This window comes from Streptomyces sp. NBC_00076 (assembly GCF_045041235.1).
Lineage (GTDB): Bacteria > Actinomycetota > Actinomycetes > Streptomycetales > Streptomycetaceae > Streptomyces.
This window is the reverse complement of the sequence record NZ_CP108242.1, coordinates 9,681,945-9,697,984: the sequence shown is the minus strand read 5'-3', so window position 1 is coordinate 9,697,984 and position 16,040 is coordinate 9,681,945. Positions and strand designations below refer to the sequence as shown.

Sequence of the window (16,040 nt, the reverse complement as noted above, 5' to 3'; positions counted from 1 at the left end):
GCCAACCCCTGGGTTAGCGTGCTAATTGCGATGACCGACCCCGCCGGGGGGCTACTGCCGATCTGCCCGGCCGGGCGCGCGGACCGCGCCGAGGTCCTGTTCCGGCGCCGGCGTCCGTGTGAACACCCGGCTCGTGAGGGGTGGTTCCGTGTCGTGACCTCCGTGGCATTCGCCGCGGCAGTATTCGCATGCGCGTATACCGAAGGAGCAAGGAACAGCATGAGCAGTGGTGTGCGACTGGGTTCAGACCTTCCGGCGTGGCCGCAGTACGACGACGCGGAGCGGACCGGCCTCATACGTGCGCTGGAGCAGGGCCAGTGGTGGCGCATGGGCGGCGGCGAGGTCGACGCCTTCGAGCGGGAGTTCGCCGAGTACCACGGGAGCGAGCACGCACTGGCCGTCACGAACGGCACGCACGCCCTCGAACTGGCTCTGGAGGTCATGGGTGTCGGCCCCGGCACCGAGGTGATCGTGCCGGCCTTCACCTTCATCTCCTCGTCCCAGGCCGCTCAGCGCCTCGGCGCGGTCGTGGTGCCGGTGGACGTGGACCCGGAGACGTACTGCATCGATCCGGCCGAGGCCGCCAAAGCCGTCACCGCGAAGACCCGTGCCATCATGCCCGTGCACATGGCCGGCCAGTTCGCCGACATGGACTCCCTCGACAAGGTCGCCGCCGAATCCGGTGTGCCGCTGATCCAGGACGCGGCACACGCCCAGGGCGCCACCTGGAGCGGCCGGAGGGTCGGTGAGCTGGGCTCAGTCGCTGCGTTCTCCTTCCAGAACGGCAAGTTGATGACGGCGGGCGAGGGCGGTGCGGTGCTGTTCCCGACCGCCGAGATGGCGGAACGCGCCTTCGTCCGGCACAGCTGCGGACGCCCCCGCGACGACCGCGGCTACTTCCACCGCACCTCGGGCTCCAACTTCCGGCTCAACGAGTTCTCCGCCTCGGTGCTGCGCGCCCAGCTGGCGCGCCTGGACGGGCAGATCCGGACGCGTGAGGAACGATGGCCGCTGCTGTCCTCGCTGCTCGCCGAGATCCCTGGCGTGCTGCCGCAGCGGCTGGACCCCCGGGCCGACCGCAACCCGCACTACATGGCCATGTTCCGGGTTCCCGGCATCACCGAGGAGCGGCGCGCACAGGTGGTCGACACGCTCATCGAGCGAGGTGTCCCCGCGTTCGTGGCGTTCCGCTCGGTCTATCGCACGGACGCCTTCTGGGAGATGGGCGCGCCGGACCTGTCGGTTGACGAACTGGCCCGCCGCTGCCCCAACTCCGAGGCACTGACGTCCGACTGCCTGTGGCTGCACCACCGCACACTGCTCGGCACCGAGAAGCAGATGCACGAGGTCGCCGCCGTCATAGCCGACGTCCTCGGCTCATGACCGCGGCGAACCACGACGGCCGGCCGATCCGCACCGCGGTGGTGGGGCTCGGCTGGGCGGCTCGCTCCATCTGGCTGCCGCGGCTGCGTCGCCATCCCGACTTCGCCGTGAGCGCGGCGGTCGACCCCGACCCGGCCTCGCGCGGGGCCGTCACCGCGGAGTTCCCGGACACCCCGGTCCTGGCGGCCGTGCACGACACGGACCCCGCACAGGTGGACCTGGCCATCGTGGCCGTCCCCAACCACCTGCACTGCGAGATCGCCGGCGGCCTGCTCCTCAAGGGCATCCCGGTCTTCCTCGAGAAGCCGGTGTGCCTGACGTCGGCGGAGGCGGAGCAGCTGGCCGAAGCCGAACGCGTCGGCGGTGCACGGCTCCTGGCAGGCAGCGCCGCCCGCCACCGTGCCGACGTCCGGGCCCTGCTCGCGAGCGCCGGCGACCTGGGCACGATCCGTCACATCGAGCTGTCCTGGGTGCGTGCCCGGGGTGTGCCGGACGCGGGCGGCTGGTTCACCCGGCGTCGACTGTCGGGCGGCGGGGCGCTGGTGGACCTCGGCTGGCATCTGTTCGACATCGCCGCGCCCCTGCTGGGCTCCGCCGACTTCGCGCAGGTCACCGGCGCGGTCTCGGGCGACTTCATCGCGCGGGAGACCGCACGAGTCTCCTGGCGCGCCGGGAAGGACGGCCAGGAGAGCGAGCGGGCCGACGTCGGCGTCATAGACGTCGAGGACACCGCCCGCGCGTTCCTCGTCACCGACGACGGTGTCTCAGTGTCGCTGCACGCGAGTTGGGCCTCGCACGAGGAGCGCGACATCACCCGCGTCCGGATCGACGGCAGCGCGGGCAGTGCGACCCTGCGGTGCACGTTCGGCTTCAGCCCCAACCGCCTGGCGCACCCGGAACTGACCCGCATCGACGACGGCCGGACCCGCGACATCCCCGTGCCCCAAGAGCCCGTCGGCACGGAGTACGACCGGCAGCTCGACGAGCTGCTCGCCCAGCTGCGGGACCCAGCCGGTGCACGCCGGGCCATCGAGGAGGCGCGCCGCACCATCGGCGCCATCGACCGGATCTACTCCTCGGCCCGCGCCGCGCAGGAGAGCCCCCGGTCGCACCGGGCGTGACCGGCACGACCACCGGTTCGGCCGGGGCCCGCACTGCGGCGGCAGCGGTCAGACACCCGAAGCCGCCGCCCCACGAAGGAGAGCACAACAGCACCATGACCAGTCTTGGAACCAGCCAAGGTCCCGCGACCCCCGACACGTGTGACAACGGGGCGCGGCCGATAGCCGCGGTCGTCTTCGATCTCGACGGGGTGCTCGTCAACAGCTTCGCCGTGATGCGCCAGGCGTTCACCACCGCCTACGCCGAGGTGGTCGGGGACGGCGAGCCCCCGTTCGAGGAGTACGAGCGTCATCTGGGCCGCTACTTCCCCGACATCATGCGGATCATGGGGCTGCCGCTGGAGATGGAGGCCCCGTTCGTCCGTGAGAGCTACCGGCTCGCTCACCTCGTCCCGGTCTTCGACGGCGTACCGGAGATGCTCAGGGAACTGCGGGCCCGCGACATCGGGCTCGCCGTCGCCACCGGCAAGAGCGGACCACGGGCCCGTTCGCTCCTCGAACAACTCGGGCTGCTGAAGCTGTTCACTGTCGTGATCGGCTCCGACGAGGTGGAACGCCCCAAGCCTGCCCCCGACATCGTGCTCAAGGCACTGGGCGTGCTCGGCTGCGACCCCTCGCGAACGGTCATGGTCGGCGACGCGGTCACCGACCTCGCCAGCGCGCGGGGCGCCGGCGTCGCAGCCATAGCCGCTCTGTGGGGCGAGACCGACGAGGAGACCCTCCTCGCGGAAAACCCCGATGCCGTACTGCGCTCCCCCTCGGAACTGCTCGAGGTGTGCGTCGGCAGATCCCGCACGCCCTGATCCCGGGCGACATGCTCCGCGTCATCGGGGGCCGCCCCGCTCAGAGGCGTCGATTAGGGGGAGTAGGGGATCCCCAGGGGATTGGGACGGGGGCCGCCGGATGGAAAGCTCGGACAGGAACATTCACGGGGCCGACATCCCGATCGGACTGTCCTGACGCGGTGGTTCCAGACCCCGAGGATCACCGTTTGGAGAATCCGATGGAGGAAAACCGGTGGCATTCACCGGGCTGTGGGATCCGCGGCCCGTTCCCGACCTTCTACGGCGTCCACCGGAGGCTGTCGAAGGGTCTTCGAGAAGCATCCTCCAATGATCGCAGTCATTTCTCGACCGATATTTCACCGGAGACCCGACGTGGGAAAAGCCGTGACCGACATGCGTAAGCCGGCCCTTCAACAACCCGAGTGGGACGACCCGTCACAGGTCCGGCGCATCCGGGAGGTACTGGCCGCACGTCCGCCGTTGGTCAGGGCGGAGGACGTGCGCGTGCTGCGGACGCTGCTGGCCCAGGTGGCCCGGGGTGAGGCCCTGGTGGTGCAGGCCGGGGACTGCGCCGAGAACCCGGGTGAGTGCGACGCCGAGTACGTGTCGCGCAAATCCGCGGTGCTCGACCTGCTCGCCGCGACGCTGAAGATGACCACCCACAAGCCGGTCGTGCGGGTCGGACGCATCGCGGGCCAGTTCGCCAAGCCGCGGTCCAGGCCGCTCGAGCGGATCGGGGACCTGGAACTGCCGGTGTACCGGGGCCACATGGTCAACGGCCCGGAGCGCGACCCGGAAAGCCGGCGGCACGATCCGCTGCGCCTGCTGACCTCGTACATGACGGCCAGCGATGTCATGGAGCACCTGGGCTGGCGCGGCCGCGCGGTGGGTCACCAGCCTCTGATCGAAACCCGGATGTGGACGAGCCACGAGGCGCTCGTCCTCGACTACGAAGTGCCCCTGATCCGTGAGTTGGGTGACGGGCGCCGCTGGCTCGGCTCCACCCACTGGCCGTGGATCGGTGAGCGGACCCGGCAGCTGGACGGCGCTCACCTGGACCTCGTCGCCGGCATCGTCAACCCGGTCGCCGTGAAGGTCGGTCCGACCACCACCGTGGAGGAGATCACCGTCCTGTGCGAACGGCTCGATCCGCTGCGGGAACCGGGCCGGCTCACCCTCATCGCACGCATGGGCGCCGAGAGAGTCACCGACCGACTGCCCGCGCTCGTGGAGGCGGTCCGGGTGGCGGGCCATCCGGTGATCTGGCTCAGCGACCCCATGCACGGGAACACCGTCGTCGGCCCGGACGGGCACAAGACCCGCCTGCTGGAGACCATGGCCCGGGAGGTCCGGGGATTTCTCCGGGCCGTGACCGACGTCGGGGGCACGGCGGGCGGACTGCACCTGGAGACCACCCCCGACGACGTCCTCGAATGTGCCGCGGACCTCTCCGTGTACGAGGGGAAGGCCGTCCGGCGTACCAGCCTGTGCGACCCCCGGCTCAATCCGGAACAGGCTGTTTCGCTGGTCTCCGCCTGGTCCGACGTGGACGTCCGGACCGCCGCGCCCGAAGACGGGTCACGGGTGGTCCAGGAAGCGCAGGCAGTCCCGGGCAGCCGGTCACTGCCTTCCGCTCCGGATTATCAGGAGTTCGAGAACCGGGACCACTCCGCATTGCGGATCAACCAGACGTAGGGCGGGTTCCCGGAATGTGCCGCCAAGTGGGCTGAACATATTCCCCCTTTCGAACTTCTGACCCTACGCGGTCGGCGTCCGATTTTTCTGTGTGCGTGCGCGTGATGCTTCGGCGTCGGTGTGCCGTGAGGATTCGGACCGTTTTCTTGTCCTGTCTCGGCCACCACCCCACAGTCAGGGAGTAGTAGGACTCATGCACCTTCTGGTCAACGGAATTCAGCACCGGGTCACCGGTGAAATTCTTGTCCCCAACTCGAAATACCACGCGCACCGTGCGCTGATCCTCGCCTCGCTCGCCGACGGCGTCAGCCTCGTCCACGGGCTGTCCGACGCCCGTCACGTCGAGTACACCGTGCGACTGCTGCGCGACCTCGGTGTGCAGATCGCCAGGGACGGTGACACCTTCGTGGTGCATGGACTCGGCGGGCAGTACAGGCCCCGCCGGGAGGCAATCTCCGCCGGCAGCTCCGGCACGACGCTGTACTTCATGATCGGTCTGGCCTCACTGTCGGACCGCGCCGTGTCGGTGACCGGGCAGAAGTACTTCAGGCGACGCCCGGTCGGCCCCCTGCTGCGCGCCCTCGAACAGATGGGTGTCCAGCTGGAGTCGGCCGACGACTGCCCGCCCATCCATGTACAGGGCCGCAGACCCACGGGCGGCCACGTCACTATCGCGGGAACCCTGTCCCAGTGGGTCTCGGGCCTGATCCTGTTGGCCCCGTTCGCGACGCGGCACACCACCATCGAGGTGGAGGGCGAACTCAACGAACGCCCCTACCTGGAACTGACCGTGGCGATGATGCGGCAGTTCGGCCTCGAGGTGACCGTCTCCGAGGACTGGCGGCGCTTCGACATCGAGCCCGGCCAGCAGGCGCGCAGCGTCGAGCTGACGCTGCCGCCGGACATCGGCTCGGCCGCGTTCGGCATCGCGACCGCAGCACTGCACCCCAGTGATGTGCTGCTGCGCGGGATCACCACGCTGGAGGGTGGACCGGCCGATCACCCCGAGTTCCACTTCCTCGACGTCGCACGCTCCATGGGCGTACCGATGGAGATCGACGAGGCGGCCGGCGGTCTCCGCATCCGGCAGGACACGCCGCGGCTCACCGCGGTCGACGTCGACTGCCGCGACATCCCCGACATGCTGCCGATCCTGTCGACCCTCGCGACGTTCGCGCACGGCGAGTCGGTGTTCCGCAACATCGCGCACACCCGGCTCAAGGAGTCCGACCGCGCCGCCGCCATGCTCCAGCTCAATTCCATGGGCGGCGGTCTGGCACTGTCGGACGAGGTGCTGCGGGTACGGGGCGTGGACGGCCTGACGGGGGCCAAGCTGTCCTCGTTCAACGACCACCGCATCCTGATGTCGCTCGCGGTGGCGTCGTCGCGGGCACGGGGGCATTCGACGCTGACCTATCCGAACGCGTACCGCATCTCGTACCCGACGTTCCTCGACGCGATGAACACGCTCACTGTGCCCATGTCGGTGGAGGACGGCCCGGCGGGCCCCGCCAGTGACGGTCCGGGCGCCGGTGTCCCTGTGACGACGCCGGAGACCTTCGGCCCCGAGGCCGCCTCGCGGGTCACGCTGCCGCAGTGGCTGCGCCGAAGGGCCGAGGCCCGGCCACAGGACACAGCCGTCGTGGACGTGCGCTCCGACCGCGACGAGATGATCACCTGGAGCGAGCTGGCCGAGCAGGTGGACCGTGCGGCGGCCCTGCTACTGCGGCTCGGGGTACGGCCGGGCGAGAACGTGGCGTACCAGCTGCCGAACCGTATCGAGTTCGTGGTGCTGTCGCTGGCGGCCCTGCGCATCGGGGCCGTGTGCTGCCCGGTCATCCCGTTCTTCCGCAAGCGCGAGCTCGGTTTCGTCCTGCGGCGCTCCAAGGCACGGGTGCTGGTCGTGGCGGACCGGCACCGCTCGCGCCAGCCCGCCGAGGAGGTGCTGGACCTGGTCGCCGAGGACGGCTCGGACCTGGACCTGGATCACGTGGTGGTCCTGGCCACCGCAGGCGGCTCGGCTCAGCTGCCCGAGTCCCCCACGGGCGGGACGACCGTGCACGACTGGGAGCAGGCGCTGTCGGCGACGGCGGTCGACCGCGTGGTGCTCGACGCCCTCGCACCGACACCGGAGATGACGGCGCAGCTGCTCTTCACCTCGGGCACCACCAGCGAACCGAAGGGGGTCACCCAGCCCACGCGCAACCTGGTCAGGGCCGCCGCGATGGAGATCGGGCACCTCGGGCTCGGCAAGCAGGACGCGATCTGGGTGCCGTCGCCGCTCGCGCACCAGACGGGCTTCCTGTACGGCATGGTGCTCGCCCTGGTATTGGGCGTGCCGCAGATCCTGCAGCCCGAGTGGGACGCCAAGCGAGCACTGCAGTCACTCAACGACCACCGGGCGACGTTCGTGCAGGCGGCGACGCCGTTCCTGTCCGACCTGGTGAACGCCGTGGAGGAGAGCGGCGAAACTCCGCAGCACCTGCGGATCTTCGTGGCGACGGGAGCCATGGTGCCGCGGGGTCTGGCGGAGCGGGCCGGGCGGGTGCTGGGCACCGACGTGTGCGGGGCCTTCGGCACCACGGAGACCTGCCTGGGCGCGTTGTCGTCACCCGGCGACGAGCCCCGGCAGCGCTGGGGTTCCGACGGTCGCGCGCTGGACGGCATCGAGCTGCGGATCACCGACGACGAAGGGGTGGTGCTGCCGGCGGGCAAGGAGGGCAACTTCGAGCTGCGTTCCCCCACGGTCTTCGAGGGTTACCTCGAGCGTCCCGACCTGACGTCCCAGGCGTTCACGGAGGACGGCTGGTACCGCACGGGCGATCTGGCGACGATCGACACCGATGGCTTCCTGCGGATCACCGGGCGGGTCAAGGACGTGATCAACCGCGGCGGCGAGAAGATACCCGTCGCGGAGATCGAGCAACTGCTGTTCGGACACCCCGCGGTGGACGACGTCGCGGTGGTGGCCATGCCGGACGAGCGCCTCGGCGAGCGCGCCTGCGCCTTCGTGGTCCCGGCTGGCGGTACGGAGCTGACCTTCGAGGACATGCGGGGTCACCTCGACGGACATGAGGTGGCCAAACAGTACTGGCCGGAGCGTCTGGAGCGGATCGACGCCCTGCCTCGCAACCCCATCGGCAAGGTGAAGAAGTTCGAACTGCGGGCGCTGGCCCGTGGTTTGCGGCCCCACGACGAGGACGCCGGCTGACCCGCGACGGGCAGCGGACCGGAACGACGGAACAAGGACAGGTGGCACATGACGGACGAGCAGCAGTTCCACGAACTGCGTACCCGGGTCGAACAGTGGGTGGAGGGGCCCGGCGAGCGCTGGGCCGAACGCATCGAGGAGACCGGGCAGGTGCCCGAGGAGCTGTGGGCCGAGCTGAACGGCCTGGGGTTTCTGCGGATAGCCGCTCCCGAGGAGTACGGCGGCCAAGGTCTGGGCTTCGCGCGCTGGATGGAGCTGATGGAGGTCTTCTCCCGCTCGCACGGATCCGTACGCATGATCGTGCACGTGGTGAACGGCATCTGGCGATCGATGGACGGCCACGCCGACGACGAGCAGCGCAAGCGCTTCGTCGTTCCCTCCGTCACCGGTGAGATCAAGATCGCCTTCACCCTCACCGAACCGGGCAACGGCACCGGCGCGGACATCACCACCTCGGTGGTGCGCGAGGGCGACACGTACTACCTCTCAGGACGCAAGCACCTGATCACCTTCGGGGTGCGCTGCGACTACTACCTGCTGGCCGCCCGGGTCGAGGGCAGCACCGGGCACGAGGGCACGGTGGCCCTGCTGGTACCTCGTGACGCCCCGGGCGTCACGGTCGAGGACACCTCCAACACCATGGGCGTCACGGGTACCGACCATGCGTCTTTGGCCTTCGACCGCGCCCCGGTGCCGGTCGACCACCGGCTCGGTGCGGAGGGCCAGGGCCTGGAGGTGTTCCTCGGCGGCTTCCTCACCCCGTCCCGGATCTCCGTGGCGATGAGCTGCGTAGGGCTCGCACAACGCGCCCAGCAGCTGGCCGTCGAGTACGCCCGCAACCGTGTGACCTTCGGCAAGACGCTGACCCAGCGCCAGGCCATCCAGTTCATGCTCGCCGAGAACGCGGCGGACATCGAGGCCGCACGGCAGCTGGTCCTGCACGCGGCGCGCCGCTTCGAGGAGGGGGCGGACGACGCGTCGATGCAGTCGTCGATGGCGAAGATGCACGCGGTGACGATGCTGACGAACGTCACCGACAAGGCGCTCCAGGTGCACGGCGGGCTCGGTTACTGGAAGTCGCAGAAAATCGAGCGGGTGTACCGCGACGCGCGTGCCCAGCGCTTCGAGGAAGGCACCAACGAGGTGCAGAAGGCCGTCGTCTTCCGCGAGTTGCTCCAGCGCACAACGTCTTGGGACGGAGAGGGAACGATCCGATGAACAGCCCGCACCACCAGCAGACGCCCGACCGCGAGCAGGTCTCGCTGATCACCGGGGCCTCACGCGGCATCGGCCGCGCTCTGGCCCTCACCCTCGCCGAACGCGGTGGCACCGTGGTCGTCAACTACAAGAAGAACGCGGACCTGGCTCACAAGACCGTCGCCGAGGTCGAGGAGGCCGGTGGTCAGGGCTTCGCGGTCCAGGCGGACATAGAGACCACCGAGGGCGTCACCACGCTGTTCGACGAGGTGGCGCAGCGCTGCGGGCGGCTCGACCACTTCGTCTCCAACGCCGCGGCGAGCGCGTTCAAGAGCATCGTCGATGTCGGCCCGCACCACCTGGACCGCTCGTACGCGATGAACCTGCGGCCGTTCGTGCTGGGGGCGCAACAGGCCGTGAAGCTGATGGACAACGGCGGCCGGATCGTCGCCCTGTCCTCCTACGGTTCCATCCGCGCCTACCCCACCTACGCGATGCTGGGCGGCATGAAGGCCGCCATAGAGTCGTGGGTGCGGTACATGGCGGTGGAGTTCGCGCCCTACGGCATCAACGTCAACGGGGTCAACGGCGGCCTGATCGACTCCGATTCGCTGGAGTTCTTCTACAACGTGGAGGGCATGCCGCCCATGCAGGGCGTCCTCGACCGCATCCCCGCGCGCCGTCCCGGCACCGTACGGGAGATGGCCGACACCATCGCCTTCCTCCTCGGCGAGGGGGCGGGCTACATCACCGGGCAGACCCTCGTGGTCGACGGCGGGCTCAGCGTCGTCGCGCCCCCGTTCTTCGCGGACGCGGGTGAGGCGCTGGCGCTGCCGCCCCGGCCGACGCGCGACGCCTGAACGGAACGACCCGAACGACCGAGAAGAGGGATGGCAGGTGTTGGACCAGGTCTTCAGGCCCTGCGTGATCGGTGGCCTGACAGTGCCGCACCGCATCGTCATGGGTGCCATGCACCTGAACCTGGAGACCCTGGACGACGGTGGCGCGGCCCTGGCCGCGTTCTACACGGAACGGGTGCGGGGCGGCGCCGGCCTGATCGTCACGGGCGGCTCCGCGGTGGACCCGGCGGGTTCCGGCGGCCCCGGATACGGGGTGCTCGCCGACGAGAAGCACCGGTCGGCGCTGCGCCTGGCCGCCCGCGCGGTGCACGACGCGGGGGGCCTCATCGCCCTCCAGCTCTTCCACGCCGGGCGGTACGCGCTGCCCGGAACCTCCGGGGCGGACGGCTCCGGGCCCCTCGCGCCGTCCGCCGTGTACAGCCGGTTCTCCCGCACCGTTCCACGGGCGATGACGGAGGAACAGATCACCGGGACGGTCGCCGCGTTCGCCCGGGGGGCGGAAGCGGCGTACGAGCTGGGCTTTGACGCCGTCGAGGTGATGGGTTCCGAGGGCTATCTGATCAATCAGTTCACCGCGCCCCTCACCAACCGGCGCGACGACGCCTGGGGCGGTGACGCCGGGCGGCGCCGGCGCTTCCCCGTCGAGGTGCTGCGGGCCGTACGGGCCGCGGTGGGACCTCGCTTCCCGGTGCTCTTCCGGATGTCGGGTGCCGACCTCGTGGACGACGGCACGTCGTGGGAGGACACGGCCGCGCTCGCCGTGGAGCTCGCCGGAGCCGGCGCCGACGCGCTCGCGGTGGGCGTCGGCTGGCACGAGTCCCCGGTACCGACCGTGCAGGCACAGGTACCGGCGGGCACCTGGGCCGTGTACGCCCAGCGGGTCAAGCGGGCACTGCGGGCGGCGGGTCACGGCACGGTGCCCGTCATCGCCTCCAACCGCTTCAACCGGCTCGCGCAGGCCGAGGAGGTGCTGGCCCAGGGCGACGTCGATCTGGTGGCCATGGCCCGCCCGTTCCTCGCGGACCCGGCCATCGTCGACAAGTCCCGTACCGGGTCGAGCACATCGGTGGACCTCTGCATCGCCTGCAACGAGGCATGCATCGACCGGTCCTTCGGCACCGAGCGGGTGTCCTGCCTGGTCAATCCGCGGGCGGGCCACGAGCGTGAGTTCCCGGCCCGGCAGTCTCCCGCGCCCCGGGGCAGGTACGCCGTGATCGGCGCGGGGCTCGCGGGACTGGAGGCGGCCCGCACCCTGGCGAGACTCGGGCACAAGGTCGAGGTCTACGAGGCGGCCGACGAGCCCGGCGGCCAGTTCCGGCTGGCCGCCCGGGTGCCGGGCAAGGCGGACTTCGCCGCGACCGTACGACAGCGCGAGCAGGAACTCGACCATCTGAACGTGCCCGTGTACCTGGGGCACCGTATCGGTGCGCGGGACGTGCCCGTCCTGCGCACCATGGACGGAGTGGTCCTCGCCACCGGGGTCCGCCCGCGCCGGCCGGACCTTCCCGGCGTCGACCTGCCGCATGTCCTCGACTACGCCCGGGCGTTCGCCGACCCCGGCGCCCTCGGTCCGCGCGTCGCCATCATCGGCGGCGGCGGAATCGCGATCGACCTGGCGCACCTCCTCACCAGTGGCTCCTCCCCCGCCCTGACCCCGGAGGAGTTCCTCGCCTCCCGCGCCATGACCGCACCGCCGGAAGCCGTCCCCATGTCACGGACCACCGCTGCCCCGGCCGGTGGTTCCCGTCAGCTCACCGTGATGCGGCGCAGCGGCAGGATCGGTGCCGGAATCGGCCCGTCCACCCGGTGGGTGGTCATGGAAGAACTGCGCGCTCGCGGAGTACGCCTGCTCACCGACGTCACGTACGAGGAGATCACCCGGGACGGTGTGGTCGTCGTCGAGACAGGAGGAGAACGGCGGTTGGTCGCCGCCGACCATGTCGTCCTCGCCACCGGCCAGGAAAGCCGACGGGAGGTGGCCGCCGTGCTCGACCGGGCCGGGGTCCCCTTCGAGACCGCCGGTGGCGCCGCCGACGCCCGGTCGCTCAACGCTGTCCGGGCCACCGCGCAAGGACTGCGCGCCGCCCACCGCATCGTGGAACGGGCCGAGCCGAGGAGGTCGGGACGGAGCGGGTAGTGCGGGACCCGGAATCCTCGGCCGATGCGGGGCGCGGCACCGTCGGGCCGGGCGGGTCAGCCGGATTCACCGCGCAGACAGCCCGGCAGACTCTGGCGGTTCTTGACGGCCAGCTTGCGGTAGACCCGGGTCAGATGCTGCTCGACCGTACTGGGAGTGATGAACAGCTTCTCCGCGATCTCCCGGTTGGTGTACCCCATGACCGCCATGGAGGCGATCCTGCGCTCGGAGTTGGTCAGCGAGGCGACGGCCGTCGCTCTCTCCTCGTCCTGAGGAGGGCCCGCCTCACCGCTGGTGTCCGGCAGCAGTTCCCTGCACAGGGGTTCCGCCTGACACAGGTGCGCCACTCTCCAGGCACGGCGGATGATCACCCGCGCCCGGCGGTGCTTGCCCAGCGCGTGGTAGGCCCGGCCCAGGTCGGACAGCGTCCTGGCCAGTTCGTAGGCGCAGCCGTCCGCCTCCAGGGTGTCGGCGGCCTCGCTCAGCAGGCGCGGGCGCTGACCCGGCGAACTGAACACGGCCATCAGGCGCAGGGCGAGCGCCCGGCTCACGGTGTCCTCCGGACCGGGAAGGGCCAGCTGGTCCTTCACCAGGCGCTTGGCCTGGTCGCGGTTGCCCTGCAGCAACCACGCCTCGGCCGCGCTGGTCCGCCAAGGCACGATGCCGGGCAGGTCCATGCCCCACTTCCCCATGAGTTCCCCGCAGGAGAGGAAGTCTCCGAGCGCCGCGCGCGTCCGGTTCATGGCCAGGTAGTAGTGCCCCCGTGCATACAGGTAGTGCAGTCCGTACCGGCTCTGGAACATCTCATCGGGGATGCCGCGGGTCACGAGCGCCGTGGCCTCGTCCAACTCCCCCATGCGGGTGTGGGCCAGGATCAGGGTGCCCAGCGGCAGGCCGGCCGCGGTGCCCCAGCCCTGGACGGACACATGCTCCAGGGCCGACACGCCGCGCTTCACCGCCTCCCTGAGATCGCCCTGTCGCAGCCGGATCTCCGCCTCGGCGGCGTCCAGGATGCCCTGCCACATCGGGGAGGGACGCCCGTTCCGGCGCTCGTCCAGGCTCCGGCACCGATTGGCCGCATCGCTCAGCCGGCCGCTGTAGACCAGCGACATCAACGCGAGGAGGGTCGCTTCCTCGGCCCAGGGGGCGTTGTGGTTGAGGTCGAGCTGACCGAGGACGTGCGAGGCCCACTCCTGCATCTCTCCACTGCGCCTGCGGACGAGGCCGCCGGAGAGCGCGCCGATCGACTGCAGCCAGAAGGCCCGGCCCCGGGTGGCGGGCGCGCCCTCGGGGCCGGTGGTCACGGGGCCGCTCTGCACCCGTCCCGCGAGCGGCGGATACGTACAGGCCAGCCACACCTCCATGTCGTGCAGCTCAGCCGGATGCTTCGGCGTGCCGGGCGGGGGCGCGATTCCCGCGGACGGCAGACGCGCCGCCCGCTTTCGGAGCAGCGAAAGGATGTCGGCGGCCTCCTGGGTACGGTGCAGCCACAGCAGTTGTCGCACGAGCAGCATCGTCTCGTGGGGATCCAGCTGGTCGCTGCGGACCGCCTCGGTGAGCGCTATCAGGTGCCGCAGCGATGCCGAAGGGTTGAGCTGCCATTCGGCCTGAGCGAGCCTGGCCCGGATCGCCCACCGGTCTCTCTCGTTCGTACATGCCCCCTGGGCCGAGTTCAGGTACCGCAGAGCACGTTGCACCGCACCCTGCAGCAGCGCCTCCGAAGACGCCTCCAGCAGCACGCGCAGCGCCCAGGGCTCCGGCACCTGACCGGCCTCGGCCAGGTGATGGGCGGCGTCGGCCACCGCGGCACCCCGGTTGTAGAGCAGTCGCGCGGCCCGGTGATGCAGTTGCACGCGGTCCGCGGCGGGCAGGTCGTCCAGCACGGTGCGCGCGGCCAGCACGTGCCGGAACCGGCCGTCTCTCAGCAGCCCGGCCTCGGTCATGGTGCGCAGCGCCCGCTCGACGGTGCCCGTGTCCGCGTCGACCAGTACTCCGAGTTCCTCCGACGAGGCCTCGTCGCCGTAGACCGCCATGGCGCGAGCCACCCGCAGTGTGTCGGGCTGACTGCGGTGCAGGCAGTTCAACAGCGCGCGGCCGTAGCCCTGTTGCCGGGCCTCTCCGCCGAGCCGCTCGTCGTGGATCAGGGCGCCGAGCAGCCGCGGGTTGCCACCGCTGTAGGCGAGGAAGTCGTCACTCAGCTCCCGGGCCGCTCCCGCTCCGAGGCGCCGACCCATCAAGGTGCGCACGGCCTGTGGAGAGAGCGGTGCGAGCCGGACGGACACGACGGAGGCATGGCGCAGAAGTTCGGCATGGAACGGGGAGTGGGTCCCGCTCGACTCGGCCAGTTCGGTGAGCACCATCAGAAGCGGTGCCGAGCTCAGCCGCCGGACCAGATACAGCAGGGACTGCTGTGACGCCACGTCCATGTGGTCGATGTCATCCACGCACACCACGACCGGTGTCGTGGCAGCCAGTTCCGTGACGGGCAGGAAGAGGTCGTACAGGATCTCGGCCCTGTTGCGCTCCACGGCCTTGTGCATGCTCTCAACCCGGGTCGACCCCATGAGCCCGCGCAGTACCGGGGAGATGCGTCTGCGCAGTTCCACGGGAAGCGCCGGGCTGTCGAACAGCTGACTGAGTGCCCCGAAGGGCAGATCCCGCTCCTCGGAGGAGCAGACGGCATTCAGGAGGATGGCCTCGGCGCCCTGGGCGCACTGCGCCACCTCACGCAGGAACTCCGTCTTGCCCGCTCCCACGGTCCCCTCCAGCAGGATCACCTGCCCCGCCGCCGACTGTGGGAAGGCCAACCAGGCTCGGACGCGCGCGAGCTGCTCCTCGCGTTCCATCAGCGCGGTTCCCGATGCCGCGTGCGGACCGGAACCAACCGAAGAGCAATCCGGCGGCAGCTCCCGAGTCATGCCTCCCCCTGCGTCACATTTGGACTGCCGCCATTCCGCCCCGCAGGAGCGAACATCACATAAGGAGCTCATGCAACTTCCCTGAAAGCCGTTCACACTGTTCCAGGTGCCACGCTAACCCGAGCAACAACCATTTCCATGGTGTCGCATTTCAGACAGGAGTCTTTCGGACAGCGGCACACGGGCGGCACCCACTCCGAAGGGGACCGTTGGGTAAAACTTTAGGGCAGAGAACATGCCCCCACCGCCATAGTCGATGGCACCGATGACCTCCATCACCTACCCCCGGGGCACAACCTCGCCGACTCGCGACCGGGATAAGCAACGAATAAGGTTTGAAGTCGCCCGAGTTCACTTTCGACGGCCACTCTGCAAAACCGAGGACCCAGATCGCGCTATCCGGACATTCGGAGCAGAAGAAGGCACGGCTTGCGACCGTTCGCATCGGACGGGGCCCGCTCAGGCGGCGTCGACAGTGAGGCCGACCAGGGCACCGACTGTCCGGGATGTCGCGCCACGGCGCCGCGGGCTCGGCAGCAGGACGGTGGCTGGTTGAGGTGCGGGGAGCTGCCATGGCCGGAGTGGGGAGCCGTTCGGCGCTGGAGGCATGCGGAGTCTGCCGGCTGCCGAGGCGGGAGGAGTGCGACTGATGACCACCATCCGCCCTCGGCCGTGCTAGGCCAGGTCAACTGGCTTCAGCCCGAAGCCGATCCCTCAGTGCCCCACCCTGACG

At 70.1% G+C, this 16,040-nt stretch carries 9 protein-coding genes; 8 read left to right on the top strand and 1 reads right to left on the bottom strand.

Annotated elements, in window-relative coordinates; translation table 11 throughout:
• The first annotated feature begins 219 nt into the window (after positions 1-219).
• From OHA64_RS43415 to OHA64_RS43380, 8 genes are all read left to right on the top strand, one after another.
• Positions 220-1,383 (top strand): DegT/DnrJ/EryC1/StrS family aminotransferase, encoded by a 1,164-nt coding sequence (locus OHA64_RS43415; RefSeq protein ID WP_405622706.1) that lies wholly within the window; start codon positions 220-222, stop codon positions 1,381-1,383.
• Entirely contained in the window at positions 1,380-2,504 is a 1,125-nt protein-coding gene (locus OHA64_RS43410) for a Gfo/Idh/MocA family protein (protein ID WP_405622705.1), read from the top strand. The genes OHA64_RS43415 and OHA64_RS43410 overlap by 4 nt, the downstream gene beginning before the upstream one ends.
• Positions 2,505-2,599: 95 nt before the next feature.
• Positions 2,600-3,307: an HAD-IA family hydrolase gene (locus OHA64_RS43405; protein WP_405622704.1), complete on the top strand. Its 708-nt coding sequence runs from the start codon at positions 2,600-2,602 to the stop codon at positions 3,305-3,307.
• A gap of 354 nt (positions 3,308-3,661) precedes the next feature.
• Positions 3,662-4,984: a 3-deoxy-7-phosphoheptulonate synthase gene (locus OHA64_RS43400; RefSeq protein ID WP_405622703.1), complete on the top strand. Its 1,323-nt coding sequence runs from the start codon at positions 3,662-3,664 to the stop codon at positions 4,982-4,984.
• Positions 4,985-5,177: 193 nt separating this feature from the next.
• Positions 5,178-8,195, top strand: a complete 3,018-nt coding sequence (gene aroA, locus OHA64_RS43395) for a 3-phosphoshikimate 1-carboxyvinyltransferase (protein WP_405622702.1) — start codon at positions 5,178-5,180, stop codon at positions 8,193-8,195.
• Positions 8,196-8,243: 48 nt separating this feature from the next.
• Positions 8,244-9,413: an acyl-CoA dehydrogenase family protein gene (locus OHA64_RS43390; protein ID WP_405622701.1), complete on the top strand. Its 1,170-nt coding sequence runs from the start codon at positions 8,244-8,246 to the stop codon at positions 9,411-9,413.
• Entirely contained in the window at positions 9,410-10,252 is an 843-nt protein-coding gene (locus OHA64_RS43385) for an SDR family oxidoreductase (RefSeq protein WP_405622700.1), read from the top strand. Before OHA64_RS43390 ends, OHA64_RS43385 begins: the two co-directional genes overlap by 4 nt.
• Before the next feature lie 37 nt (positions 10,253-10,289).
• A complete protein-coding gene (locus OHA64_RS43380; RefSeq protein ID WP_405622699.1) occupies positions 10,290-12,389 on the top strand; it encodes an FAD-dependent oxidoreductase in 2,100 nt (699 codons plus the stop codon).
• A 56-nt stretch (positions 12,390-12,445) separates the two neighbouring features.
• On the opposite strand, the gene OHA64_RS43375 is transcribed toward OHA64_RS43380, so the two are convergent.
• Entirely contained in the window at positions 12,446-15,235 is a 2,790-nt protein-coding gene (locus OHA64_RS43375; protein WP_405622698.1) for a LuxR C-terminal-related transcriptional regulator, read from the bottom strand.
• Between the last annotated feature and the right edge of the window lie 805 nt (positions 15,236-16,040).

Bases quoted from the DNA above. Each gene is read 5' to 3' on its own strand.
- OHA64_RS43415 (WP_405622706.1), top strand. From the start codon at position 220: ATGAGCAGTGGTGTGCGACTGGGTTCAGACCTTCCGGCGTGGCCGCAG.
- OHA64_RS43410 (WP_405622705.1), top strand. From the start codon at position 1,380: ATGACCGCGGCGAACCACGACGGCCGGCCGATCCGCACCGCGGTGGTG.
- OHA64_RS43405 (WP_405622704.1), top strand. From the start codon at position 2,600: ATGACCAGTCTTGGAACCAGCCAAGGTCCCGCGACCCCCGACACGTGT.
- aroA (WP_405622702.1), top strand. From the start codon at position 5,178: ATGCACCTTCTGGTCAACGGAATTCAGCACCGGGTCACCGGTGAAATT.
- OHA64_RS43390 (WP_405622701.1), top strand. From the start codon at position 8,244: ATGACGGACGAGCAGCAGTTCCACGAACTGCGTACCCGGGTCGAACAG.
- OHA64_RS43385 (WP_405622700.1), top strand. From the start codon at position 9,410: ATGAACAGCCCGCACCACCAGCAGACGCCCGACCGCGAGCAGGTCTCG.
- OHA64_RS43375 (WP_405622698.1), bottom strand. From the start codon at position 15,235: ATGGAACGCGAGGAGCAGCTCGCGCGCGTCCGAGCCTGGTTGGCCTTC.